Raw genomic sequence first — 23,877 nt, forward strand, 5'->3', positions numbered from 1 at the left:
ATGGAGCAGACGATCTACTTCGAGGACTACCAGATCGGGTCGTCGCGCATGACCAGCGGGCGCACCATCACCGAGACCGATTTCGTCGTCCATGCCGGCCATACCGGCGATTTCTTTCCCCACCACATGGACGCCGAGTTCATGAAGACGACGCCGTTTGGCCAGCGCATCGCCCACGGCACGCTGGTCTTTTCGGTCGGCGTCGGGCTGACGGCAAGCGTCGTCAATCCGGTTGCCTTCTCCTATGGCTACGACAGGCTGCGCTTCATCAAGCCGGTGTTCATCGGCGATACGATCCGGACCCGCACCACCATCTCGGCCAGGGAAGACGACCCGAAGCGACCCGATTCAGGCCGGGTCGTCGAGCGCTGCGAGGTGATCAACCAGCATGGCGACGTGGTGTTGGTCGCCGACCACATCTACATCGTCGAGCGTCGCGACAAGCCGAGCAGAGCCTCGACGGATGGCGCTGAAACCTAAAGGCAAAAAACCCGCCTTGCGGCGGGTCCTCGGTGCGAATCAGCACCATGCACAAATTAATAGCATAGCTGCCGGCACAAAGCAAGAACAAAATGTGGCGCTGTCGGCAAAAAATGCGAATTCACTCTTCACCCGTTCCCGTCTTTATCCGCTTGCCGAGGTCGCGCTCAAGGGGCGCCTGCCCCGGACCGTTAAGGTGGAATCGACAGGCAGCGGATGGTGTCCACATCGGGAATGGTCATATCCGGTTGACCGGATATACCGGCTTGCCGCCGCGCAGGACCGACGCGACATCGGCAAACACCTTGTTGCGAACCTCTGCGTAGGACTGGGTCGAGTAGTGCGCCGCGTGTGGACTGACCAGGACGGTGTCCAGCGCCAGCAGCGGATTGTCGGGCGAAGGCGGCTCCCGCTCGAAAGTGTCGATGCCGGCGCCAGCCAGATGGCGACGCCGGATCAGATCCGCCAAGGCGACCTCGTCGACGAGGCCGCCGCGGGACACGTTGATGAGTATCGCCCCTTCCTTCATCCGCGACAGGGCTTGCGCCGACATGATGTTTCTGGTCTCCGGTGTCGCGGGAACGTGCAGCGAGACGACGTCGGCGCTGGCAAGCAACTCGTCGAAGCCGACCGGTTCAGCACCACCGGCCGTGATGCGCTCGGCCGGCATGTACGGGTCGTAGGCGATGATGTGGTAGCCGAAGACCCGCGCCCGTTCGGCAGTCAGGCGCCCGATCTGGCCGAAGCCGATCAGGCCGATGATCTGCCTGTCGGGCCGTGTGATGCCGGCGCCATCGGTCATTGCAGCCCAGCGGCCGGCGCGCACCGCGCTGTCGAACTGCTTCAGCCTGCGCGTCAAGGCCAGGATCAGGGCCATGGCGTGGGTGCTGACTTCCACCAGATTGGCGTCCGGCACGTAGGTTACCTGAACACCGGCACGGCTGGCGGCCTCTACGTCGATCGAGTCGAGCCCTACGCCGAACCGTCCGATGACCTTGAGCCTCTTCAGTTCCGCCAAAACGCGAGCCGTGATCGGCTCGCGCAATACCATCAATGCGTCGGCGTCGCGGCAGTGTTCGATCAGGGCGTCTTCCGTGAGCAGCGTCTTTTCGACAAACTCGGCGCCCAAGCCGTCGAGGTAGCGCAACTGCTCTTCCTCGACTGACAACACGCCGTCGGTCTTGATGATCTTCATGCCAAACTCTTGCTATGAGGCACTGCGCGCCGACGCGACACCGGCGGCAAGGCCGGCGCCGAGAAACATCGTGTCGCTGGCCAGCACGTGGAAGCTGATGCCGTGCCGCGACCATTTGCCGACATCATCCGCCGAAGGGCGAAAGATGCCGACGGCCTTGCGGGCCGTGCGCGCCGCGGCCGCGATCCTCATAATCGCGGCATTGAGCTTGTCCTGGCCGGACGGCCCCATGGCGTCGATCGAGACCGACAGGTCGCCGGGGCCAATGAAGACCACGTCGACGCCGTCGACCTGGACGATGTCGTCGATGTTGGCGAGGCCTTCCGCCGTCTCGACCTGGATGGCGACCGCCAGGACCTCGTTGGCCGATTTGAGGTAGTCCGGAATGCTGTAGCCATAACCGGCGGCGCGGCCTGGGCCGACACCGCGTGCGCCGACCGGCGGGTAACGGCAGGCCATGACCGCCATGCGGGCTTGCTCGGCCGTGGAGACACGCGGCACCAGGACGCCCGACGCGCCGGCGTCGAGCGCGGCCGCGATCCACTCCGGCGCGTGGCCGGGAACGCGCACCATCGCGGGAACCTTGTGGACATCGGCGGCGCGGATCAGATCCTCGAGCCGTTCGCGGCCGATCTGCGAATGCTCCCAGTCGATGCACAGGAAATCGACCCCGCTCGCGGCCGCCACTTCGACCGCCACAGGGTGCGGGATGGCGCAGAAGGTGCCGATGAGGCGATCGAGAGAGATACATTTCTTGCGAAAGTCGTACATGAAATCTCCAGAAATTTTCGGCGTCGGCAAAACCTGTTTGCCTATGTGGCCCTTGACGAAGGATGCACGGCTTCCGTCGACATCGGAAAATGCCGGCTGCCGCCTGAAAACGGCGGAAAAGTCTTGTAGTCGGCACGCATCTCCAGCCGCGCCGGCGATTGCAGCGCGTGCGTCAATGCAGCGGGACTGTCGAACATGACACGATTGCGCTGCATATGGTCGATCCGCGGCCAGGGCAGCGAACCGCACCAATCCAGTCGCGACAGAACCTCGACGTGGCGAATGCCGGGTAAGCCCCGCATCAATTGCGGATGATGCGTCACATAGTGGTGGAGCCAGACATTCATGTCTTCGGCCGGCCCGGGATAGTGGACAAGATAGCTGCAGGGCAGCCCGGACGTCTTGACGCCAGCGTCATCGACGGGAAACGGACGTACGCACATTGCCTGTTGCGTCGGCCTCGAACCGGCGATGCTCGACAGCATGCCAGGTGCGGCAAGTGCCTGCAGATGGCCGGACGGCGCCAGCGCCGCCTCCATGTCCGCCAAGTCGTCGAATAGAGCTGGAAGCCAAAGACCGGCGGTGGACCATCGTTGTTGAACATGTCCGTCGCCACTTCGGGCAGGTAGATGTTGGCAAGCGCAAGGCCCGGGGTCGACGCAATCACGCGCCGCACAGCGTCAACGTCTTCACCGGCGATGGCCAAATTTGCCTCGCGGTCGTCATGGAAGAAGGCAAGATAGGCAAAGCGCATGTGGAGACCCTCTGGATCGAGTTCGGCTAGATCAAATTCGGAAGAAAGAGAGCGATCTGCGGAAAGAGGACAATCAGCAGGATCAGCAGAAGCGTCAGCGCGATGTAAGGCGCAGCTGACATGGCAACCGTTTTGAGCGATGTGCCTTTCGGCGCGACACCGATCATGATGAACAGCAGCAGACCAAACGGCGGCGTGGTGAAGCCGACCTCGTAGGCGAGCAGCAGGATCAGCCCGAACCATACGGGCTCGTAGCCGAATTGCTGGGCGATCGGCAGGAAGATCGGCAGCGTGATCAGCATCATCGAGACCTGATCCATGAACATGCCGAGCAGCAGGATGACGAGCACCATCATGAGCAGCATGGGATACGGTCCAAGATCGTAGCCGACGATGAACTGGATAAAGCCGTTGGAGGCGCCGGAGAAGGCGAATATCTGCGAGAACGTCGTCGAAGCCGAGATGATCAGGAAGGTCATGCCGGTGACCTTCATCGCGTCGTCCAGCGACTTCCAGACAACCGACCAGCTGAACCGTCGGTAGACAAACAACAAGGCGAAAACGGCGGCACAGCCGAGTCCCGCCGATTCCGTCGGCGTCGCTATCCCAAGGATGATCGTGCCGACCACCATGAACACGATGACGCTCATCGGAATGATGTTGACGGCGACCGCCCTCACCTTCTCGGCCGCGGGAACGGCGGGCACCGGATAGTGCGGAGCGGCGTCCGGGTCGATCTTCGTCTGGGCGAAGATCAGCGCTGCGTACATGACAACGAGCAGCAGCCCGGGCAGAGCCCCCGCTATGAGCAGCGCGCCGACGTCGATCTGGGCAAGCGAGCCGAGCAAGACAGCCAGCGAGGATGGCGGGATGATGACGGCAAGGCTTCCGGCGCCAAGCACCGGGCCGTAGGCCATATGCGGCTTGTAACCCCGCTTCAGCATCTCGGGCACCATCAGCGAGCCCATCATGCCGGTATTGGCGAGGCTCGAACCCGACAGCGCGGAAAAGATCGTGCCGGCGGCGAGGACGACATAGGCGAGGCGTCCGCGCAGATTGCCGATGCACAGGTCGAGCGCGTAGATGACTTTCTCGCCGAGGCCGGAGCGGAAGAACAGGCTGCCCATGACAAGAAACATCGGCAGCGGGGCAAGCGCGTAGGTCGAGACAGCGTCGGAGAAGTTGGCGACCATCTGCGTCACGCCGATCGAACCGCCGAAGAACAGGTACAGCCCGATCACATTGGTGACGAAGAACGCGAAGGCAACCGGCAGCCCCAGCCCCATCAACACCAGGATGGTGCCAACGAGCACGGCGAATGGAAACAGCCAGGCCACCGGTCAGAGCCCTTCCATTTCCAGAGGATCCAGCGTGTACAGCGTGTCACGGCCGAGCAGATATCTGAGCCATTCCAGCGCCGAGAGGTAGAAGGCGAGCATGATGGGCAGAAAGACCAGCCATTTCGGCATGTCGAAGCTGCGCGTTTCATATTCGCCGCCCGCCACGGCACTGGTCAGGGACGACAGAGCGACGCTGCCGAGGTAGAGGCTGACGGCAATGCAGGCGAGATAGACCAGCTTTTCAAGCACCGCCCGTGCCCGCACCGGCAGCGCCTTGCGCAGGAACTCGACGAAGACATGGCCCTTGCTGTGGACCAGCCAGGGCATCGGCAGAAATGCCGCGTAAAGCAAGCCGTATTCCGTCGCGGATACTGCCCAGGCAAGCGGCCTCAGGCCCAGATTGCGGACGCACACATCAGCAACCACCGCGACAATGATGAGGCCAAGCACCAATTTTGCCGCCGCCGCCAACGCAAGGCTCAGCTTCCCAATCGCTGCAAACAATCTGTCCATGCCCGACGACCCTCATGTCCCCTTTGCCCTTGGCCCAGCTTTGATGGAGGGCGCACAAGGCACCCTCGGCTCGGCTACTGAAAGAATTTCTTCAACTGATCGATGTTGGTGGGATCGCGTTTGGCCATTCTCGCCCAGCTCGCCTGCGTGGCAGCCGCCAGGAATTTGTCGCGGCCGGCGCCGGTCAAGCTGACAACCTTCTGCCCGCCGTCGATCATCGCCTGTGCCTGTTTTTCGGACTCGGCAAGGTTGGCGTCATAGCTCGCGCGCTCGTATTCGACGGCCGTGTCGGCCAGCAGCTTCTGCGCCTCGGGCGACAGCGTGTCCCATCTGGCCTTGTTGATCGAGATCAGCACGTCGGTTTTGAAGAATTGCGGATCGACACGGTATTTGGTGAATTTGTCCCAGCCGAAGGATGCATAGCCAAATACGGTATAGGCGTTGGCATTGACGACGCCGCGCTCGAGCGAGGTATAGACATCCCCCGGCGCTTGCACGATCACTGTCGCGCCCAGGGATTCGAGGAAATCGCGATAGAGCGGCGATGAGCGGATCTTCAGGCTGCCCCAGTCGATGCTGCCTTCATCGTTGAGCTTGGGTTCGTCGACGGTGAAGACGTTGAAGCCCGAGCCCGCGTCGACATGCGCCAGCAGATGGGCATTGGCCTTCTTCTCGAAAATTGCGCTGATGAAGTCCCAGCCGCCATTTTCGCGAATCTCCCACGGCGTCTTCGTCGATGCGGAGAAAACCTCGCCTTCGGGCACGAGTTCGAGGAACTGCCCTGCCGGTGTGTCGATCACATCGATCAGGCCGCTCCTGAGCGCCGCACCCTGCTGGATCGGTGGAATGACCTCCGGCCCGCCACGCACGTTGATCTGGACCACGCCCTTGCCCTTTTCGTTCACCTTCTGAACGAACTTCAGGAAGCTCTGGGCGTAGCCGTTCTGCGTCGGCGTAAAATGCACGGCGTTGAGGACGACCTCTTCGGCCATGGCGATACCCGCCACACCCGACATGAGTGCAGCCAGAACAAGGGATTTCCAAATGCGCATTGCCGTATTCCCTCTGATAGATTCACTTAGCCGGAGGCCCAATCATCGGGCCGATCTGAAATTGCACGCTTCGCCGCCACACGAACGGCGGTTAGTTGACATCATCTCCTACTGTCAGGAACCGCCCATGCGCGTAGAAGACCGGCGATCGGTGAGCGCGATCCAGCGCAACGCCCGAGACGATGCCGATGACAATCATGTGCGACGCCCGCACGATGATTTCGGCCACCACGCACTCGAACATTGCCCGCGCGCCGACAAGCAAGGGCGCGCCGGTTTCGCCGCGCACCCATGATCCGGACGAGAACCGCGCGGCGCCCTTGGCTTTGGTCATGCCGCCAAAGGCACGCACAACGTTCTCCTGGTCGCCGGCGGGAAGATTGACCGAAAAAGGCAAACCTTCGCGAATGGCCGAGGCAAAGGTGCTGCCGCGGTTGACACAGGCAAGCAGCGAAGGCGGCTCGGCACTGAACGAGCAGAGAGCGGTCGCCGTGATGCCGCAAAAGCCGATCTCGTCATGCTCCGACGCGAGGATGGCGACGGAGCCCGCCACGGCCCGCATAGCCTGCTTGAACGCGCGCGGATCGATGGCGTTGTGCCCATCCACCCATAGCGTCGGAATGGCGGCCGCCGGCATCAATTTACTCGAAGCCCGGCCTGGCGCATCAGCGGCAGCACGCGGTCGCAGAAGAAGGGCAGTTCGTAGGTGTAGTTGACGAATGTGAGGGCGGCGCCGGAATAACCCTGTTCCATGATCTCGGCGAGGTCGTCGACGATCTTTTCCGGCGTGCCTATGAGCGGGAACGTCCCGGCACCGCCGGCGAACCTCTGCCGATATTCGGTGAAGGCCTTCGCGTCATGCGAGTTCGCGAATTCCTTCTTCTTGCGCATATGCTCGTCGACGGCACCCTCGTCCGCGCATTCCAGCGCGTAGTGCCGGTAGTAGTCCTCGGCTTCCTGCTGGGTCTCCCGGCAGACGACGTGACAGACCGTATAGACGCCGACTTCGCGCCCGACTTCGGCCGCGCGGTTGGTAATGTCGACCACATGCGCACGGCCGTCGGCAATTTCGGAAAAAGTCGAAAACAGATAGTCACAGTGGCGCGCCGCGTAGTTGCGCCCCGGCGCGCCGAAGGCGGCGTTCATGGTCACCGGTCGTGGCACTTGCAAGCTTGGCGGCCGGCTAACGACACTCTTCAGATCATAGAACTCGCCGCTGAAGTCGAACGGCTCCCTCGATTGATAGGCACGCACGATGATGTTGATCCATTCCTCGGCCTGATCGTAGGTCCGCTCGCCGACCGTCTGCCCGAACATGGCGAACTCGTCCGGGTTCCAGCCGCAGACGATGTTCAAGCCGGCACGCCCGTTGGAGATGTGGTCGACCGTCGCAAGCGCTTTGGCAGCCTGCAGCGGATGAACCAGCGGCACATGCACCGTCATGAACAGGCCGATGTTTTCCGTGGCGACAGCAAGACCCGCCGCCCAGGTGAACGTCTCAAACGACCATTCCCGCACATGCGTCAAACCGCCGAAGCCGCGCCAGCGGGCGATCGGCAGCAGAAACTCGAGGCCGGCGCGGTCGGCGATGCAGGCGGAATTGAGGTTGTCTTCCCAGCGGGCACGCCAGCGCTCGGGAACGGTGGTCATTGCCAGGCCGCCATCGGCGTTCATGGAAAAGACGCCGAGCTTGAACCTGTTCGGCCCTTTCAGCGGGTGCTGCTTCCTGATCATGATTTCCCCGGCTGCGACATGTTCTCACCTTCACCGGTGGAATGTTGAGACGGTGGGCTCAGCTTCGTGAAACGCTCCTCGGCGTTCTGAATGAAGTGGGTCATGCGGTCGTAAGCGGCGACGGCGTCGCGCTTGACGAATGCCTCATAGATTGCGCGCATGCCGGCCACGACGACGGCCTGCGTCGGCTGGTGCGACAGCGTCCTTAAACGAACGACGAGGACATGGTCGGCGAACCTTGCAATGGTTTGTGAAAGGCGCTGGTTCGCGACAGCGCCGAGCCAACAATTCCTGAATGCCGAATTGGCCTGGAAGAAGCGGTCGGCATCGCCGGCGGCGGCCGCAGCCTCCGCCTCCCGAAGCGCGGCCGCAAGCGTCTTGAGGCCAGCGGCGTCGAGTGTCCGCGCAGCGTGTGCGGCGGCCCGCGGCTCGAGCAAGCGGCGGACCTCGAAGATGTCGGCGACATCCGTCGCGGTAAGCGTGGGCAGGGTGAAGCCGCGTGTGGTGCCGACGAGATAGCCCTCATGCACCAACTGCATCAAGGCGTCGCGGACAGGCATTCTGGAAATACCGAGCTGGGCGGCAATGTCTACATCGACGAGCTTCTGGCCAGGCGCCAATTCGCCATGCTGTATGGTCAGACGGATTTGTTGATAGACCTGGGCACGCAGATTGCCATCGCCAACCCGTTTGAGCTCTATCGTTTCCGTCATCCACGCCTTCCCATGCGAAGATTTCGTATATCGTTTGAGGCTGGTGTTCTCGCAGTGATCCGTTGGAATTGCAGCTACATATCGATAGAATTCGACCTGCAGACCACGTTCCAATGCGAAGTGGAGCACAGGCTGGATCGCCTGGCAAGATGTTTTAAGTTTATAATGTATACTGTTTAGGTTCGTTGTCCGGAGGGCAGAGGGTCACGCCATCCGTGGGTTGCGCCGCGCGACGCGAGGAGAGCCAGCGATCCGCGCGGTTCGGTAAAAACGTACAGACGTTTTCGCGTGACACATCGAGGCTGGCGGATTTAACTAAAAATACTTGCGATCTGCGCGCGCCGGCACGCCCATCCGATCCCCTCGCCGGTGCGCATTACTGGATCGCCCGCCGTATCGAAAGGTGCGGCGGGCTTTTCGTTTCGTTTGGCGGGGAGGCGCTTATGCGAGACTTGCCTAGGGATATCGACGCAGACGTCGTCATCGAAATCAGCAAGCTGCTCGACGACCGGGCGAAGTCCGTGCCGGTGCCGGTGCACAAGCTGGCGGCGATGATCCGGCTGGGCGTCGAGACACGTCTGACCAATCACTCCATCGAAGAGCTGATCGTGGAGATGGCCGCGACGCGGGGGCTTCCGATGCTGTTTGATTTGCCGACGGCAAATGTCGACAATGTCGTGCCGTTCGCCTCGGCGCGCCGTCCCCGCTGAAATTTCGCTCGAGCCACCGATCTTCGCGTCGCCACCAGATTTCACTTGCCCTGATGCGCAGGCCGGGTGTCGCCCTTCTTTTCGGGGTCGTGGGTATGGTGGCTGTCGCGTTCGCCGCCGCCACCGGAGACCTTGCTGTGGCTGCGCCGGTCGGGATCGGCGGGCGGCTTTTCGACGCTCAGCGGCTTCTTGGCGTTTTCGTGCGCCGCGCCAGGACCACCCTGGCGGATGCTGGCAGGAGTCTTCTTCGACGTGGACATGACCTAGCGATCCTGGACGTTGCCTTGGTGGGTGGTGTTGACCTTCGTATTGCCTTGCTGGCCCTGCTTGTCGGGATCCGGCACGGTCGATTGGCCGTGCGGTGCTTGGTCGGCGGCTACCGTTTTTTTGTCACCGGCTCCTTTTGGGCTCAGATTCTCCGGTGGAACAGGGGGAGGTTTTGTGCTCATGGCGTTTCTCCTTCCGCCACCCAAACAAGCGGGTCGGGAGAAAGGTTCCCGAGGGTCCGATACGAACGGCGCTTGTCGCTACGAGCCGGGTCCCGGACCACGGCTTGAGCCCAGGGGACGCCTGCACAATCCGGGGTTATTTCTTGATGATGGTTCCGTGGTTCAGATCGAAGGCCTGGGCACCGAAAGCCTGTTTATAGAAATCCTCCTGCAGTTCGCCCCATTCGCCGAGATAGGCGCCGCAATTGCTGCAATAGATCGGCGTCGAATCCTTCGGGTCGTCGGGAATATCCATCAGGATCGTCCCGCACGCCTTGCAATCGAGCTTGTCATCCAAACGGCGGCTCATCGGCCGATAATTGCGCGTTTTCGGCCCCGCGCCAACTGTCGTTTTCGTACGCAGCCCCGATGGCACGTCTTCCAACTTGCAAGGACCCCAGGCTAGCGTTCCGCCGGATTTCCGAAGGTCGGATCTCGCCGCCTCGAATACGTCCCCACCCGCGGCAGCTCGTCTGGAAAGTCGACCCAGGGCAACCTCATGTCCCAGTATGCATGGGCCTGTGGCGGAAACCGTTCGGGATGATCGAGAAAGCCGATTGCCAGATAGAGTTCGTCGGGCAACCCTTGGTCGACATAGCCGATCGATGTCCCGCAATCCGCGCAGAAGGACCGGAGCACGCCGGAGGTTTTCGAAAAGGTCCTCGGCGTGCCGGTGAGCAACGTGAATTCGGAAGGCCGATAACCGACCCACACCGTCAGAGGGCTTCCTATCGCCTTGCGACAGTCGTCATCGTGATCGGAGCAAATCCAGAAAGGCTCGCCGCGCATCTCCGCCGTTATGGCGCCGCAAAAACAGGAGCCCGTTTCAGTTCGTGGCATTGGTTAACTTCATTGCTGGACCGGCCTTCATTGCTGGCCTGGCATTTCGGTATTTTCCTTGGGGTTCTTCTTGATGCCGGCGGCAGGCGAGGTATCGGCCGGAGCATTGCCACCCTGGTTCTGTTCAGGGGCTCTTTTGAGCGGCGAGGTTTGCCAGCCCATATCGCCGTACAGAAAGCCTATGAGAAAGCCGACGATGATGATGGCCGAAATCACCATCGCAATTAACGCGTTACGTCGCTCCATTTCGCGCGGCTCCTTTCTTCGAGCCGAACAAACGATGGCGGAAATGGTTCCGGAAGGCCTCGACCGGAATCGGCGGCGGCAGGCTGGCACCTCGCTGCCCCACCGACAAGCCGCTGGATTGAAAAGGCGGGCCCGCTGGAACGACAGGAATTCAGCCGGCGCGCGCGAGTTCATCTACGGCATTCAAAATCGCACTTTGGCTCGCCGGCTTCTGCACGATCCTGCAAGCGCGGAACCCGGCTGGAATTTCGCGTTCGCCGTACCCGGAGAGGAAGGCGAACGGAACACCGCGCGTTTGCAACGCTTCCGCGATCGGATAGCTGGTTTCGTCGTTCAACTGGATATCCAACAACGCCGCGTCGATGCCGCCTTCGCCAACGAGCCGAAGTGCTGCCGTTACCGACGAAACCGGTCCAACCACCTGATGGCCGGCTTTGCGCAGGTAAGCCGCCGCGTCGTCGGCGATCAGCCATTCATCCTCGACGATCAGCACACGCACCTTTCCGGTCACGACGAGCCCTCGCGGGTCAGAGGGAATGCAATTTCCGCCTCCAAACCATTTGAGCGGAAAGTTGTTTCAATTTTTCCGCCCAGCCTGTAGCCGATTTCTCCGCGCAGAAGGGTAAGGCCGAAGCCGCTGTCGGTTGGCTCCTTGATGCGGGGGCCGCCCTTCTCGCGCCAGACGAGCTTGAAGGTTCCATCCACCACCGACCATTTCACAATTATCCGCCCGGCAGGCTTCGACAGTGCGCCATATTTAGCGGCATTGGTCGCCAGTTCATGGATTGCCATGCCGAACGAAAGCCCCTGTACAGGCTTGAGGCTTACCCGCTTGCCATCGAGCTCGAACCGTTCGGCCCCGAAGGGACCAAGCTCCTGGCGCAGCAGTTCCTCGACGGAGGCTTCCGTCCAGCTTTCGCGCGAGAGCAGACTGTAGGCTCGTGACATTGCATGCAGACGGCCGATCAAAGCTTCAGCGAACTCGTCTTTTGACGCCGAGTATTCCCGCGTCCGGTTGGTGATGCTGGCGACAACCGCCAGCATGTTCTTGACGCGATGGTTCAGCTCCGAGATGAGCACCTGCTGACGCTCTTCCGCCTGCGCCAGTGTCGTCACGTCGATCAGTGTCACGACCACGCCTTGGATGCTGCCGCCTTTGTCCCGGTAAGGGTTGATGCGGACCAGGTAGAACCGGCCCTTGTCGTCGCGCGCAAGGTGATGGTTCAGGGTCTCTCCCGTCTCGAACACCGCCTGGATGTGCCGCTTCAACTCGGGGTAGTCGAGTTGGCTCGAAAGATCGGTCAGCGGTCGGCCGACATCTGACGGACGCAAGTTGAAGAACGACGACGCGGCAGGAGTAAAGGTTCGCACCACAAGGTTGCGGTCGAGGAAGATGGTGGCGATTTCCGTGCTTTCGAACAAGTTTCTGAGATCGCTGTTGGCGCGATCGAGTTCCTCTATCTTGCCGGTCAGTTCCGCATTGATGGTGTTGAGCTCTTCGTTGAGCGACTGCATTTCCTCCTTCGAGGCCTCAAGCTCCTCATTCGTCGACTGTGCCTCTTCATTGACGGAGACGAGTTCCTCGTTCGAAGATTTTACTTCCTCCAGCGCGGTTTCGTACTCCTCGATGGTCGACTGCAGCCGCTCGCGCGTGTCGCGCAACTCCCGTTCGAGATCGGCCGCGTCGTCTGTGCCGCGGCTTTCGCGGGCCGGATCGGAGCGTATCTGGGCCTGCCCCACCGGATTGAACAGGACGAGGTAGAGGGGCTCGCCATTGCTGCGTTCCGTGTACGGCTCGACTGTCAGTGTAATGAACTGAAGCTGTCCGTCGTCTTCTTCGACCGCTATGTTCTCCCGCACGACCGTGCGGCGCGTCGTTGCTGCTTCCCGCAACGCGGCGCGCATCTCAAGTCTCAGCCCGCGGCGGGCCAAGGTCAGCAACTGCCGGCTCGGGGCACCTTGCGGCGCTTCCAGATATTTACCCGTCCGCCCCGAATAGTAGACGACGTCGCCATCGCCATTGACCAGCACGTGAGGCGGGGCGAACCGCTCCAGCACCTGAGCCTCGATTGCCTGGCGCAGCGAATGGCTCGCGCCATCGTTTTTTGAGCCACGGCGTCCCGCCGGCAGGGCAGCTGTGAAGCCATTGCCGATCAGGACCGGCGGTCGCGGCGTGGCATGTTCCCGCGCCTGGAATATCCGCTGCTTTTTATCGACCGTGGCGAACAGGTCGCCGTGCTGACCGACGCTTTCCGAGGTGCCGAGGAACAGATAACCGCCCGGCCTCAGCGCATAGTGGAAGATCGGGACGACCCGGTTCTGGATCTGCGGGCCGAAATAGATCAACAGGTTGCGGCACGAAATCATATCCATACGCGAGAACGGAGGATCGCGGATGACGCTGTGCGGGGAAAAAATGCAGAGTTCGCGCACCTCTTTGGCCAGCACATAGCTCTCGCCGTCGCTGTGGAAAAAGCGTTGCCTGCGCTGTGGCGATAGCCCGTGCAGCAGCGCTTCGGGATAACGCGCCGCACGCGCCACCGCGAGCGCCGGCTCGTCGATGTCGGTCGCGAATATCTGGACGCGCGGCGGCGCGGGAAGTTTCTCCATGCGCTCGCGCATCAGCATGCCGATCGAGAACACCTCCTCGCCGGTGGCGCAGCCGGGCACCCAGACACGCACCGCATCGGACGCGTTCCTGCCCTCGAAAATCTGCGGTATGATCTTGTCCTCCAGCAATTTGAACGCTTCGGCGTCCCGAAAAAAGCTGGTGACATTGATGAGCAGGTCGCGAAACAGCTTCGCCACCTCGTCGGGATCCCTCTTCAGCCGTTCTATGTAGGTGCTGATCGACTGTAGCTGCGTTATCTGCATGCGCCGCTTTACGCGACGCAGGAACGTCTTGGCCTTGTAGCCGGAAAAGTCGTGACCGGAATGGCTGCGCAGAATGGCGTAGATTTCATCGCGGGCTCGATCTATCTCGGCCTTGCGTTCGTCGTCCGCTTCGGTCAGGCCGTTCAGCACGTCGAAACCGCGGACAAACGCCTGAAGCTTTGCACCGATCTGCTCGGCGGGCGCCGCTATGTCGATCAGGCCGCTCGAAATCGCGCTCTGCGGCATATCTGGATTGCGGGGGCCGGAACCGTTGGAGGCCTGGGCAATGGTCAGCCCGCCATGCTCCTTAATTGCCCTGGCGCCGAGCGTGCCGTCCGAATCGCCACCCGACAAAATAATGCCGACGGCATACTCGCCCTGGTCCTCGGCCAATGCGCTGAAGAAGATATCGATCGGCTTGCGCTCGCGGTTGAGCGTGTTCGGCCGGCGCAGCGAAAGCGCGCCCTTACGGATGGTGAGGACAACGTTTTGCGGCATCACATAGACCTGGTCGGGTTGGACCGCTGCCCCCTCCTCGGCCACCAAGACCGGCATTTCGGTATAACGTCGGATGACCTCGTGCAGCAGGCTTTCCCGCTCCGGGCTGAGATGCGTGACGACGACGAACGCCATGCCGGTGTCGCCGGTCAGCCCTTTGAACAGGCCCTCCATCGCGGGAATGCCGCCGGCCGATGCGCCGACCCCGACTATGGGAAATCTTCCATTCTGGGATGCCACGCCAAGCCCCTGGTAACAGCCGCAAACACAAAGCCGTCAAATCGGGCCTTAGACCCAAATCGCGCCTCAGATTAAGACCGGGCCGAGCCTGAGGCCAGTAAATAGTCCACCAACGGAACAAAGTACCGCCGGTGGGCATTAACATTTGACTTTGGAGGCGGTTCCAATGGCAAAACGATCACCTGAAATAAAGCCGGCCAAGCGAATTCTGTTGCCCTCGCCGGATCTGACCAAGTTCCCGGTATCTGAAAACATTCCGCCTCGCCTGCTCGCGCTCGCGGAACGGTTGCAAGAGGTATTGGAGCGCCACTTTGCAGAAGTCCGCGCCGACAAGCGTAGATCCCGCAGAAAGAAGGAACAATGAGGTGCGCGACCTGCAAGGCCTGCATATCCTGATCGTCGAGGACGAATGGATGCTGGCGGGGGATCTTGCACGTTATTTCAGCAAGATGGGCGCCGTGGTGCTTGGCCCGGTAGCGACGGTGGAACAGGCATCGAAACATACGGACGAGGCCGAAGCCGCGATCCTGGACATCAATCTCAACGGACGACGGGTATTTCCGATCGCCGACGAACTGATGCGCCGTGGCGTGCCGTTCGTGTTTTTCAGCGGCGATGAAGACATCGTTATTCCCGAGCGGCTTCGGTATGCCAGCAGCCTCCGAAAATCCTCGGACGCCCAGGCTGTTTTCGACGCTCTCTTTCCAGCCGAGACGTCGGCATCGACAGGAGGTCGAGCGTCGGAGCCCTCGGACGACGTATTTTCGCTGCTGCCTAAGCTCAGGCTCGCGGCGCGCCTGCTGCTGGGAGATGTCGAGGCCTCCGACCGGCTGGTCGAGCGGACGCTCGAACAGGCTATCGGCGAAATCGACCGGAGACCATCCGGCTCCTCCACCGAGGACTGGCTCAACGGCATCATGCGAAACATCGTCAGGGCACGTGGAGCGAACCTGCTGCACTGACCGCGGCAGTTGTCGGCAATCAGACGAGGTCAGCCTTTCCGGTTGCGTTCGACGAATTTGTTGAAGCGGCTGGTTTTGCCGCCGCTGGTCTCTTCCTGGTAGAGGAAGGCCAGTTCGTTCTCGTCGAATATCCTGAAGAACTCGTCCCATTCGACAGGCTCGAACGTCTCTTCAGGCTCGCCGAAGTCGATGCGCAGTATGCCGCCCTCGCCCTTGGTGCGCACCACCGCCGGCCGGCCATCGCGATCCTCAGCCCAACGGCGGATTTCATCATGATCGGTGGTCGTCTTCGATTCAGACATTCCAATCTCCCTTCGATTCCACCGCACACCGCGAGATCCCGGTCTGCCTCGTACAACCAGCAGATGCATTGCTGCCGAGCATATGCGCGCGGTTGGTCGATTATGGCTCCTAACACCAAGCGCGCTTCGATGTTCCCGTGCCCAGCCCAAGGCGGTCGCTTCCGGAGCGCAGCGCTCGGGAACTTTGTTGAAGCAAGGGAACAAACCTTTCGCCCGGAAGTTTGGGGCGGCAAAGCCATTCGTATGAGGAGTTGTCGTGAAACGTATACTGGTCACGGGAGGCTGCGGTTTTATCGGCCGCCACGTCGCCCAGGAACTCGTTGAACATGGCTATGGGGTTTCAATTCTCGATGCGTTGCTGGACCAGGTGCATGGCGGCGAGGCAATCAGCCTGCCGCCAGGCGCCAAGCTGATCAAAGGCGACGTTCGCGATCGCGAGGCCATCGCAGAGGCGGTCGCCGATGTCGACGCGATCATTCACCTGGCGGCCGAAGTCGGTGTCGGCCAGTCCATGTACGAGATCGCCCGCTATGTCGGCGCCAACGACCTCGGCACCGCCACGCTGCTGGAAGCGCTGATCAAACGCCCGATCGAACGGATCGTCGTTGCTTCGTCGATGAGCGTCTATGGCGAGGGTCTCTATGCCACGCCGGACGGCCGGCGCATCGACAATGCAAGACGGCAGCTGGACGACATCCGCAATGGCCAATGGAATCCCCTGTCGCCGGAAGGCGAAGTCCTATCGCCGCTGCCGACCGACGAGCAGAAACTGGTCGACCTCGCCTCGATCTACGCGCTGACAAAATACGCCCAGGAACGCGCCGTACTGATCTTCGGTGAAGCCTATGGCATCGACGCGGTGGCACTGCGCCTGTTCAATGTCTTCGGCGCCGGACAGGCGCTCTCGAACCCGTATACCGGCGTCCTGGCGAACTTCGCCTCGCGCATCGCCAATGGCCAGCGACCGCTGATTTTCGAGGACGGCGAACAGCAGCGCGATTTCGTGCACGTGCGCGACGTTGCCCGCGCCTTCCGGCTGGCGCTGGAACAGCCCCAGGCGCGCAGCCACGTCATCAACATCGGCAGCGGGCGGGCCTACGCAGTCAGCGACGTCGCCCGGCTGCTCGCCGAAGCAATGGGCGTGCCTGGCCGCCAGCCGGAAATCCTCGGCAAGGCACGCTCCGGCGATATCCGCAATTGCTTTGCCGACATATCGAAGGCGCGCGAACTGCTCGGCTTCCAGCCGCAATACCGGCTGGAGCATTCGCTCGGCGATTTCGTCGCATGGGTGCGCAACACCGTCGCCATCGATCGCAGCGCCGAGATGAAGCGGGAACTCGAAGCGCGAGGGCTGGTATCATGAGACCGGATTCACCCGATTTTCGCGAAGCGCCCGTCGCCGTTATCGGCGGCAGCGGCTTCATCGGCTCCAACCTCGCCGACAGCCTGTTGTCGGATGGCGAACCGGTTCTGGTCATCGACAATCTGAGCCGTCCCGGCGTCGAGCAGAACCTCGAATGGCTGACGCAAAAGCACGGCAGCCGTCTCACCACTGAAATCATCGACATCCGCGAATCGGAGGCGCTGATGCCGCTGGTGGCTGGGTCGAAGGCGGTTTTCCACTTTGCCGCGCAGACCGCCGTCACCACGAGCCTGGTTCGGCCGGACGAGGATTTCGACATCAACCTGCGCGGAACGTTCAACGTCCTGGAAGCCGCTCGCCGCAGCGGCAAACGCATCCCCGTCGTTTTCGCCAGCACCAACAAGGTCTATGGGCGGCTCGCTGACATTGCGATGCGCGAAGACGACGGCAAATATGCGCCTTGCGACGCCAGCATCCAGGCGCACGGCATTGACGAGACGCGCGGCCTTGATTTCTGCACGCCCTATGGCTGCTCCAAGGGCGCGGCGGACCAGTATGTCCTCGACTACGCCAAGTCATACGATCTGCCGACGGCGGTGCTGCGCATGAGCTGCATCTATGGACCGCGCCAGTTCGGGACGGAGGATCAGGGCTGGGTCGCCCATTTCCTGCTTAGCGCGTTTTCCGACCGGCCGATCACCATCTATGGCGACGGCAAGCAGGTGCGCGACATCCTGCATGTTGCCGACGCGGTCGCGGCCTACCGCGCGGTGCTCGACCGGATCGAGGAAATCAAGGGCCAGGCATTCAATCTCGGCGGCGGACCGGAAAACGCCGTCAGCCTGCGCATGCTACTGAAGGAGATTTGCGACATAACGAAACGGGACGTTTCGATCCGTTACGACCGCGAACGCACCGGCGACCAACCGTTCTTCGTCGCCGACACACGCGCGATCGAGGCGGCGCTGGGATGGAAAGCGCATGTCTCGTGGCGAAACGGCATCCGCGACCTCGCCGATTGGCTGCAGCGTCATCGCGCCGACCCGCATCCCGAACCGGCGAGGTACGTAGCATGAAGGTCGCTCTGGTCAATCCGTCCTGGACCTACCAGGACAGCATCTATTTCGGCTGCCGCCAGCCGCATCTGCCGCTCGAACTCGGCTATTCGAAAGCCTTGCTCGAAGCCGCCGGTCACGAGGTGCTGATGCTGGACGGGCAGATCCAGAAGCTCGACAACGCCGCGCTTGCCGATCGCGTCGCCGCTTTCGAGGCTGATATGACCGTCGTCAGCACCGCGCCGACCTACCTGTTCTGGCGCTGCGCACCGCCCGAGTTGCGCGTGCCGGCTGAGTTTCTCAACCATCTTGCCGGGCGCGGCGGCCGCACCGTCGCCGTCGGGCCGCATGGCTCGGCGACGCCGGCGCCGCCTTTGCGCAAGCTTGGCGTCGACATTGTCGTGCGCGGCGAATGCGAGGAAGTGGTCGCGGAACTCGCCCGGCGCGACGACTGGAATGCTGTGCCGTCCACCGCCCATTTTGAGGATGGAGAACTGGTTTCGAACGGCAGCGCGCATGCGAGCTCGTTCATCGATCACCCAGCGCTCGAATGGCCATCGGACTGGATTGCCGCCCATTCGCACCACCATCACCGCTTCGACGACAACCAGGTCGGCTTTGGCGCCGAGGTCGAGGCTTCGCGCGGCTGCCCGTATAATTGCAGCTTCTGCGCCAAGATCGATTTCCGCGACGCCTATCGCCGTCGGAACCACGAAGCGGTGATCGCCGAGATCGACCGGCTGATCGCACAGGGCGTCGGCTACATCTACTTCATCGACGAGATATTCCTGCCACAAAAGGCATTGCTGGAAGCGCTGGTCGATCGCGATGTGAAGTTCGGCGTGCAGACGCGGATCGACCTCTGGAAACCGGAACTGCTGAAACTGCTTGGCGCCGCCGGCTGCGTCTCGATCGAGGCGGGGCTCGAAAGCCTGACGGTGGAAGGCCGCGCCATGCTGGCAAAACGCTGCCGGCTGGGCACCGAGGAACTGGCTGCGTTGCTGGTCGACGCCAGGCGCCATGTGCCGTTCGTTCAGGCCAATCTCATCGGCGTGGTCGAAGACGATCCCGCGCTGGTCGACTATTGGCGAAAGCACCTGATCGACAACGGCGTTTGGGCCAACGAACCGGTGCCGCTTTATCCTTATCCGAGTTCGCCCAGCTACCGCGAACTTTGGGGCGAGCCGGACGATCTCGCCTGGGAGCGCGCGCATGAACATTACCTCGCATCCTTCCGGACGTTCAGCGACATCCAGGAGAAGCGTCCGCGTCCGCTGGCTGAATTGGAGGCCACATGTTGCGGACACTGAGCCCGCCGCGTCGCATCCTGATGACTGTCGATGCCGTCGGCGGCGTCTGGCGCTATGCGCTCGATCTGGCCAGGCAACTCGTCGCCGGAGGCGACAGTGTCGTGCTTGCCGGGCTTGGTCCGGAACCGTCCAGGCAGCAGGCCGAGGAGGCCCAGTCATTCGCGGCGCTGACCTGGCTCAACACGCCGCCCGACTGGATGACCCGCGACGAGCAAGACCTCGACGCGTTGCAGCAGGAGCTGCTCCCGCTCATCCGTGACTACGCCATCGAAATCGTCCATCTCAACGCGCCGACGCAGGCTGCGGGGCTCGACGTGCCCTGCCCGGTCGTGGCGGTGTCGCATTCCTGCGTGGTGACATGGTTCCACGCCGTCAAAGGACAGGCGGCGGACGGCGATTGGGCCTGGCAAAAGGACCGCAACCGGCGCGGTTTCGATGACGCAGGCATGGTCGTTGCACCCAGCCGCAGCCATGCCGACATGCTGGAAACCTGCTACGGGCCGATCGCCCGCCTGAGCGTCGTCGGCAACGGTGCACGGCCCGGGCCGAAGAGCGAAAGGCGGGAATCGGTCGTTTTCGCCGCTGCGCGCTGGTGGGACGAGGGAAAGAATGCGGCGGTGCTGGACCGGGCCGCTTCCCGCACGCAATGGCCGGTCTTCGTCGCCGGCTCGCTGCAAGGCCCGGACGGCCAGCATGTTGGCTTCAGCCACGCCGTTCCCGTCGGGCCGGTACCGCATGAGGAAGTGCGCCTGCTGATGGCGCGGGCCGGCATTTTCGTATCGCCGTCGCGCTACGAACCGTTCGGTCTGGCCACGCTGGAAGCCGCGATGTCGAAGACGCCTTTGGTGCTCGCCGATATTTCGACCTATCGCGAACTGTGGGACGGCGCGGCCATGTTCTACGACGCGCGCGATCCGAGCGATCTCGCCAGATGCATCAGCAGCCTGTGCAGTGACGCGCAGCGCCGGCGAGAACTCGGTGAGGCAGCGGCCCGCCGAAGCCGTAGATTTTCATTGGCAAGACAGGCGACCGCCATGCGCGGCGTCTACGACAAGGCGGCCCTGGCCACCATGGCGGGTAGTTGATTATGCGGTTTTTGTTCTACACCCATTCGATCGTTTCCGACTGGAACCACGGCAACGCACATTTCCTGCGGGGCATCATGCGTGAGCTGGTCGCGCGCGGGCACCAGGCTATCGCGCTGGAGCCCGCCGACGGCTGGAGCCGGTCGAACCTGCTGGCCGAGAAAGGATCCTTCGCCATCGAACGATTCCGGAACGACTTTCCCGAGCTGATGCCGGTCACCTATGACGCCGCCTTCGACCACGAAGCCTGGATCTCCGATGCCGATGTGGTGATCGTGCATGAGTGGACCGAGCCGGATCTTGTCGCGCGGCTGGGCAGGGTGAAAGCGAATGGCGGGCGTTTCACGCTGCTGTTCCACGACACGCACCATCGCGCCATATCGGCCACGCAAGCGATCTCCTCCTTGCGGCTTGAACATTATGACGGCGTGCTCGCCTTCGGCGAGGCGCTGCGGGAAAGCTATCTCCGTGCCGGATGGGGCAAGCGGGTCTTCACCTGGCACGAGGCAGCCGATGACCACCTGTTCCAGCCGCATCCTGAAATCGAGCGTAGTTCCGACCTTATCTGGATCGGCAATTGGGGCGACGACGAGCGCAGCGCCGAAATCAGGGAGTTCCTGGTCGGCCCGGTGCGTGAGCTCGGCCTGAGCGGAACCGTCCACGGCGTTCGCTATCCGCCGGAGGCGCTCGCCGACCTTGCGGCCGCCGGCCTGCGCTACGAAGGCTGGATCGCCAATGCCGACGTGCCGAAGGCATTCGCGGCGAACCGCATCACGGTTCACATCCCGCGGCGTCCATATCGCGAAAGCCTGCCCGGCATCCCGACCATCCGCATGTTCGAGGCGCTCGCCTGCGGCATTCCGCTTGTTTCGGCGCCTTGGTCCGATGTCGAACGCTTGTTCAGGCCCGGCACCGATTTCTTGTTTGCAAATAATGGCTTCGAGATGCGGCGTCATCTTCGCGCCGTGCTGCACGATGCGGATCTCGCCGCTTCTCTGGCGACCTCGGGCCTCGAGACCATCCGCTTGCGGCACACATGCCGGCACCGGGCGGATGAATTGTTCGGCGTGCTCGCCGAATGCGGGCACCGCCAAGCCGCCGACACGATCCTTGCAAAGGAGGCCGCCGAATGAAGATCGCATTCTATGGATCGAGTCTGCTGTCGTCCTATTGGAACGGCGCGGCAACCTATTACCGCGGGCTGCTCAAGGCCTTGGCAAGGCTCGGCTATGACATCACCTTCTACGAGCCGGACGTCTACGATCGCCAGAAAAACCGCGACATCGAGGCGCCGGACTGGTGTGCCGTGGTCGTCTACGAGGCCACCCCGCATGCCATGATGCAGGTGGCCGCGCGGGCGGCGGAGGCAGATATCGTCGTCAAGGCAAGCGGCGTCGGTTTCGCCGACGACGCGCTGTTGCGGGCGGTGCTCGATCACGCCCGTGCCGATGCGCTGACCGTATTCTGGGATGTCGATGCGCCGGCGACGCTCGGCCAGTTGCGCGACGAGCCCGACCATCCGCTGCATCGCGCGCTGCAGGAAATCGACCTCGTGCTGACCTATGGCGGCGGCGACCCGGTGGTCTGGGCCTATCGGGCCATGGGAGCGGCCGAATGCGTGCCGATCTACAATGCGCTCGATCCGGAAACGCATCATCCGGTCGGCAAAGATATGCGTTTTGCCTGCGATCTCGCCTTCCTCGGCAACCGGCTGCCGGACCGCGAGGCGCGCGTCGAGGCCTTCTTCCTCGACCCGGCCGGCCGCTCGGCCGATCAGCGCTTCCTGCTCGGCGGATCTGGCTGGGGCGACAAGCAGATGCCCGCCAATGTCCGATGGCTCGGCCATGTCGGCACGCGTGACCACAATGCTCTGAACGTCACGGCCAAGGCGGTGCTGAACATCAGCCGCGACAGCATGGCGGCCAATGGCTTTTCACCTGCGACGCGCGTGTTCGAGGCAGCCGGCGCCGGCGCGTGCCTCATCACCGACGCCTGGCTCGGTGTGGACCTGTTCCTGAAACCCGGCGAGGAAATCCTGGTCGCGCGCGATGGCGAGGACGTCGCCGAGATCATGCAAAGCCTTAGCGCCGAACAGGCCAAGGCGATCGGGGCATCCGCGCTTCGGCGGGTACTTGGCGAACATACCTATACGACACGGGCCGTTTTGGCCGACGCCATTTTCAGGCGCCATTTCGAGCGTCCGACCGTGGAGGCGGCCGAATGACGAAGCCGCTCGACATCGTCTTTCTTGGCCTGTCGCTCTCCTCGTCCTGGGGAAACGGCCACGCCACCACCTTTCGGGGGCTGCTTAAAGGTCTCCACGAACTCGGTCACCGCGTCACCTTTCTCGAACGCGACGTGCCGTGGTACGCAAGTCACCGGGATCTGCGCGACCCCGATTTCTGCGCGTTGCGCTACTATGAAACGACCGATGATCTTCGCCGCAATTTTGCGCGCTGCCTGCGCGATGCCGATATCGTGGTCGTCGGCTCCTTCGTTCCCGAAGGTCCTGAAATCATCGACGTCGTGGCATCGCTGTGCACAGGTCAGTTCTGCTTCTACGACATCGACACGCCGGTCACGCTGGCAAAGCTTTCAACCGATGATTGCGAGTATATTGCCAGGCGGCAGGTCCCGTATTTCGATGTCTACTTCTCCTTTACCGGCGGGCCGACGCTTGCCCGTCTGACTGCGGAATTCGGCGCGAGGCGGGCCGAGCCGCTCTACTGTTCCGTCGACCCGGAACGGCATCACGGAACCGGTGACCCAATCCGCTGGGATCTCGGCTATCTCGGCACGTACAGCCCCGACCGCCAGGCGACGCTGGAGGCCCTGCTGTTCGAACCGGCGCGTCGCATGCCTGAGCGTCGCTTCGTCGTTGCCGGCTCGCAATATCCGCGCGAAATCGCCTGGCCGGACAATGTCGATCGCATCGAACACCTGCCGCCGGCAGACCATGCCGCCTTTTACAGCCGCCAACGCTACACGTTGAACGTCACGCGCAGTTCCATGATCGCGGCCGGATGGTCGCCCAGCGTGCGCCTCTTCGAGGCAGCGGCCTGCGGCACGGCGATCATCAGCGATAGCTGGGCCGGACTGGACAGCCTGTTTCCAGGGCGGACGATTCACACGGCGCGCAGGACCGAGGACGTAATCGGTATCCTGTCTGGAGAATCCGACGGCGCCCGGCTTGCCATGGCCACGCAGGCGCGCGTGCTCATCCTGGCAGCTCACACAAGCATCGCAAGAGCCCGCGAATTCGTTGCGCTGCTGGCGCAAGCCAAATCGCCACGTTCTGTTCTCGATCTGGACGTCGAGAGCGCAGCATGACCCGCAGACGGGAGAAGATAGA

General features: G+C 62.4%; 28 protein-coding genes. 11 read left to right on the top strand and 17 right to left on the bottom strand.

What is annotated here, in order from left to right; translation table 11 throughout:
- Positions 1–480, top strand: a complete 480-nt coding sequence (locus tag NKH78_RS10245) for a MaoC/PaaZ C-terminal domain-containing protein (RefSeq protein ID WP_352505397.1) — start codon at positions 1–3, stop codon at positions 478–480.
- A gap of 238 nt (positions 481–718) precedes the next feature.
- On the opposite strand, the gene NKH78_RS10250 is transcribed toward NKH78_RS10245, so the two are convergent.
- The 9 genes from NKH78_RS10250 to NKH78_RS10290 form a co-directional block, all read right to left on the bottom strand.
- Positions 719–1,675 carry a C-terminal binding protein gene (locus NKH78_RS10250; protein WP_352505398.1) on the bottom strand — a complete coding sequence of 319 codons (957 nt, stop codon included), beginning with the start codon at positions 1,673–1,675 and terminating at the stop codon, positions 719–721.
- 12 nt (positions 1,676–1,687) lie between these two features.
- Positions 1,688–2,446: an HpcH/HpaI aldolase family protein gene (locus tag NKH78_RS10255; RefSeq protein WP_352505399.1), complete on the bottom strand. Its 759-nt coding sequence runs from the start codon at positions 2,444–2,446 to the stop codon at positions 1,688–1,690.
- A gap of 41 nt (positions 2,447–2,487) precedes the next feature.
- The gene (locus NKH78_RS10260) at positions 2,488–2,985 is read right to left on the bottom strand and encodes an EthD domain-containing protein (RefSeq protein WP_352882805.1); all 498 of its coding nucleotides are present in this window, start codon (positions 2,983–2,985) and stop codon (positions 2,488–2,490) included.
- A gap of 241 nt (positions 2,986–3,226) precedes the next feature.
- Positions 3,227–4,537, bottom strand: a complete 1,311-nt coding sequence (locus NKH78_RS10265) for a TRAP transporter large permease (protein ID WP_254818782.1) — start codon at positions 4,535–4,537, stop codon at positions 3,227–3,229.
- Positions 4,538–4,540: 3 nt separating this feature from the next.
- Positions 4,541–5,053, bottom strand: coding sequence for a TRAP transporter small permease (locus NKH78_RS10270; RefSeq protein ID WP_352688604.1), 513 nt, complete (start codon positions 5,051–5,053; stop codon positions 4,541–4,543).
- A gap of 74 nt (positions 5,054–5,127) precedes the next feature.
- Entirely contained in the window at positions 5,128–6,105 is a 978-nt protein-coding gene (gene dctP / locus NKH78_RS10275) for a TRAP transporter substrate-binding protein DctP (protein ID WP_352737238.1), read from the bottom strand.
- Positions 6,106–6,196: 91 nt separating this feature from the next.
- Positions 6,197–6,742 carry a flavin reductase family protein gene (locus NKH78_RS10280; RefSeq protein ID WP_352688599.1) on the bottom strand — a complete coding sequence of 182 codons (546 nt, stop codon included), beginning with the start codon at positions 6,740–6,742 and terminating at the stop codon, positions 6,197–6,199.
- Entirely contained in the window at positions 6,742–7,836 is a 1,095-nt protein-coding gene (locus tag NKH78_RS10285) for an LLM class flavin-dependent oxidoreductase (RefSeq protein ID WP_352737305.1), read from the bottom strand. Before NKH78_RS10285 ends, NKH78_RS10280 begins: the two co-directional genes overlap by 1 nt.
- Complete coding sequence (locus NKH78_RS10290) at positions 7,836–8,552, bottom strand: GntR family transcriptional regulator (RefSeq protein WP_352737239.1); 717 nt, start codon at positions 8,550–8,552, stop codon at positions 7,836–7,838. The genes NKH78_RS10285 and NKH78_RS10290 overlap by 1 nt, the downstream gene beginning before the upstream one ends.
- 443 nt (positions 8,553–8,995) lie before the next feature.
- Here NKH78_RS10290 and NKH78_RS10295 point away from each other — a divergent pair, with 443 nt between their 5' ends.
- Positions 8,996–9,262, top strand: coding sequence for a hypothetical protein (locus tag NKH78_RS10295; protein ID WP_352701886.1), 267 nt, complete (start codon positions 8,996–8,998; stop codon positions 9,260–9,262).
- A gap of 41 nt (positions 9,263–9,303) precedes the next feature.
- Here NKH78_RS10295 and NKH78_RS10300 read toward each other — a convergent pair whose 3' ends face one another.
- The 7 genes from NKH78_RS10300 to NKH78_RS10330 form a co-directional block, all read right to left on the bottom strand.
- Positions 9,304–9,522, bottom strand: coding sequence for a hypothetical protein (locus NKH78_RS10300; RefSeq protein WP_352701888.1), 219 nt, complete (start codon positions 9,520–9,522; stop codon positions 9,304–9,306).
- Positions 9,523–9,525: 3 nt separating this feature from the next.
- Complete coding sequence (locus NKH78_RS10305; protein ID WP_352701890.1) at positions 9,526–9,711, bottom strand: hypothetical protein; 186 nt, start codon at positions 9,709–9,711, stop codon at positions 9,526–9,528.
- A gap of 136 nt (positions 9,712–9,847) precedes the next feature.
- The gene (locus NKH78_RS10310) at positions 9,848–10,048 is read right to left on the bottom strand and encodes a hypothetical protein (protein WP_352701892.1); all 201 of its coding nucleotides are present in this window, start codon (positions 10,046–10,048) and stop codon (positions 9,848–9,850) included.
- Positions 10,049–10,152: 104 nt separating this feature from the next.
- Positions 10,153–10,590, bottom strand: a complete 438-nt coding sequence (locus NKH78_RS10315) for a GFA family protein (RefSeq protein WP_352505410.1) — start codon at positions 10,588–10,590, stop codon at positions 10,153–10,155.
- A gap of 27 nt (positions 10,591–10,617) precedes the next feature.
- Positions 10,618–10,836, bottom strand: coding sequence for a hypothetical protein (locus NKH78_RS10320; protein ID WP_254818791.1), 219 nt, complete (start codon positions 10,834–10,836; stop codon positions 10,618–10,620).
- 151 nt (positions 10,837–10,987) lie between these two features.
- Entirely contained in the window at positions 10,988–11,347 is a 360-nt protein-coding gene (locus NKH78_RS10325) for a response regulator (RefSeq protein WP_352645259.1), read from the bottom strand.
- Positions 11,344–14,448 carry a CheR family methyltransferase gene (locus NKH78_RS10330; RefSeq protein ID WP_352701896.1) on the bottom strand — a complete coding sequence of 1,035 codons (3,105 nt, stop codon included), beginning with the start codon at positions 14,446–14,448 and terminating at the stop codon, positions 11,344–11,346. Before NKH78_RS10330 ends, NKH78_RS10325 begins: the two co-directional genes overlap by 4 nt.
- 166 nt (positions 14,449–14,614) lie before the next feature.
- Here NKH78_RS10330 and NKH78_RS10335 point away from each other — a divergent pair, with 166 nt between their 5' ends.
- Positions 14,615–14,812, top strand: a complete 198-nt coding sequence (locus tag NKH78_RS10335; RefSeq protein WP_352645256.1) for a hypothetical protein — start codon at positions 14,615–14,617, stop codon at positions 14,810–14,812.
- 1 nt (position 14,813) lies between these two features.
- Positions 14,814–15,410: a response regulator gene (locus NKH78_RS10340; RefSeq protein ID WP_352505414.1), complete on the top strand. Its 597-nt coding sequence runs from the start codon at positions 14,814–14,816 to the stop codon at positions 15,408–15,410.
- Positions 15,411–15,439: 29 nt separating this feature from the next.
- On the opposite strand, the gene NKH78_RS10345 is transcribed toward NKH78_RS10340, so the two are convergent.
- Positions 15,440–15,712: a hypothetical protein gene (locus NKH78_RS10345; RefSeq protein ID WP_352505415.1), complete on the bottom strand. Its 273-nt coding sequence runs from the start codon at positions 15,710–15,712 to the stop codon at positions 15,440–15,442.
- A 256-nt stretch (positions 15,713–15,968) separates the two neighbouring features.
- Between NKH78_RS10345 and NKH78_RS10350 the strand changes: the two genes are divergently transcribed.
- The 7 genes from NKH78_RS10350 to NKH78_RS10380 are packed head-to-tail and all read left to right on the top strand — an operon-like array spanning position 15,969 to position 23,855.
- The gene (locus tag NKH78_RS10350) at positions 15,969–17,075 is read left to right on the top strand and encodes an NAD-dependent epimerase/dehydratase family protein (RefSeq protein ID WP_352737241.1); all 1,107 of its coding nucleotides are present in this window, start codon (positions 15,969–15,971) and stop codon (positions 17,073–17,075) included.
- Complete coding sequence (locus NKH78_RS10355) at positions 17,072–18,151, top strand: NAD-dependent epimerase/dehydratase family protein (protein WP_352737242.1); 1,080 nt, start codon at positions 17,072–17,074, stop codon at positions 18,149–18,151. The genes NKH78_RS10350 and NKH78_RS10355 overlap by 4 nt, the downstream gene beginning before the upstream one ends.
- Positions 18,148–19,440, top strand: a complete 1,293-nt coding sequence (locus NKH78_RS10360) for a TIGR04295 family B12-binding domain-containing radical SAM protein (RefSeq protein ID WP_352737243.1) — start codon at positions 18,148–18,150, stop codon at positions 19,438–19,440. The genes NKH78_RS10355 and NKH78_RS10360 overlap by 4 nt, the downstream gene beginning before the upstream one ends.
- Positions 19,425–20,525, top strand: coding sequence for a glycosyltransferase family 4 protein (locus NKH78_RS10365; protein WP_352701911.1), 1,101 nt, complete (start codon positions 19,425–19,427; stop codon positions 20,523–20,525). The genes NKH78_RS10360 and NKH78_RS10365 overlap by 16 nt, the downstream gene beginning before the upstream one ends.
- A 2-nt stretch (positions 20,526–20,527) precedes the next feature.
- Positions 20,528–21,658 carry a CgeB family protein gene (locus NKH78_RS10370; RefSeq protein WP_352737244.1) on the top strand — a complete coding sequence of 377 codons (1,131 nt, stop codon included), beginning with the start codon at positions 20,528–20,530 and terminating at the stop codon, positions 21,656–21,658.
- Complete coding sequence (locus NKH78_RS10375; protein WP_352701915.1) at positions 21,655–22,749, top strand: CgeB family protein; 1,095 nt, start codon at positions 21,655–21,657, stop codon at positions 22,747–22,749. Before NKH78_RS10370 ends, NKH78_RS10375 begins: the two co-directional genes overlap by 4 nt.
- Positions 22,746–23,855, top strand: a complete 1,110-nt coding sequence (locus NKH78_RS10380) for a CgeB family protein (RefSeq protein ID WP_352701918.1) — start codon at positions 22,746–22,748, stop codon at positions 23,853–23,855. Before NKH78_RS10375 ends, NKH78_RS10380 begins: the two co-directional genes overlap by 4 nt.
- Positions 23,856–23,877 lie beyond the last annotated feature (22 nt).

This window comes from Mesorhizobium sp. M0910 (assembly GCF_040319465.1).
Taxonomy (GTDB): Bacteria; Pseudomonadota; Alphaproteobacteria; order Rhizobiales; family Rhizobiaceae; genus Mesorhizobium.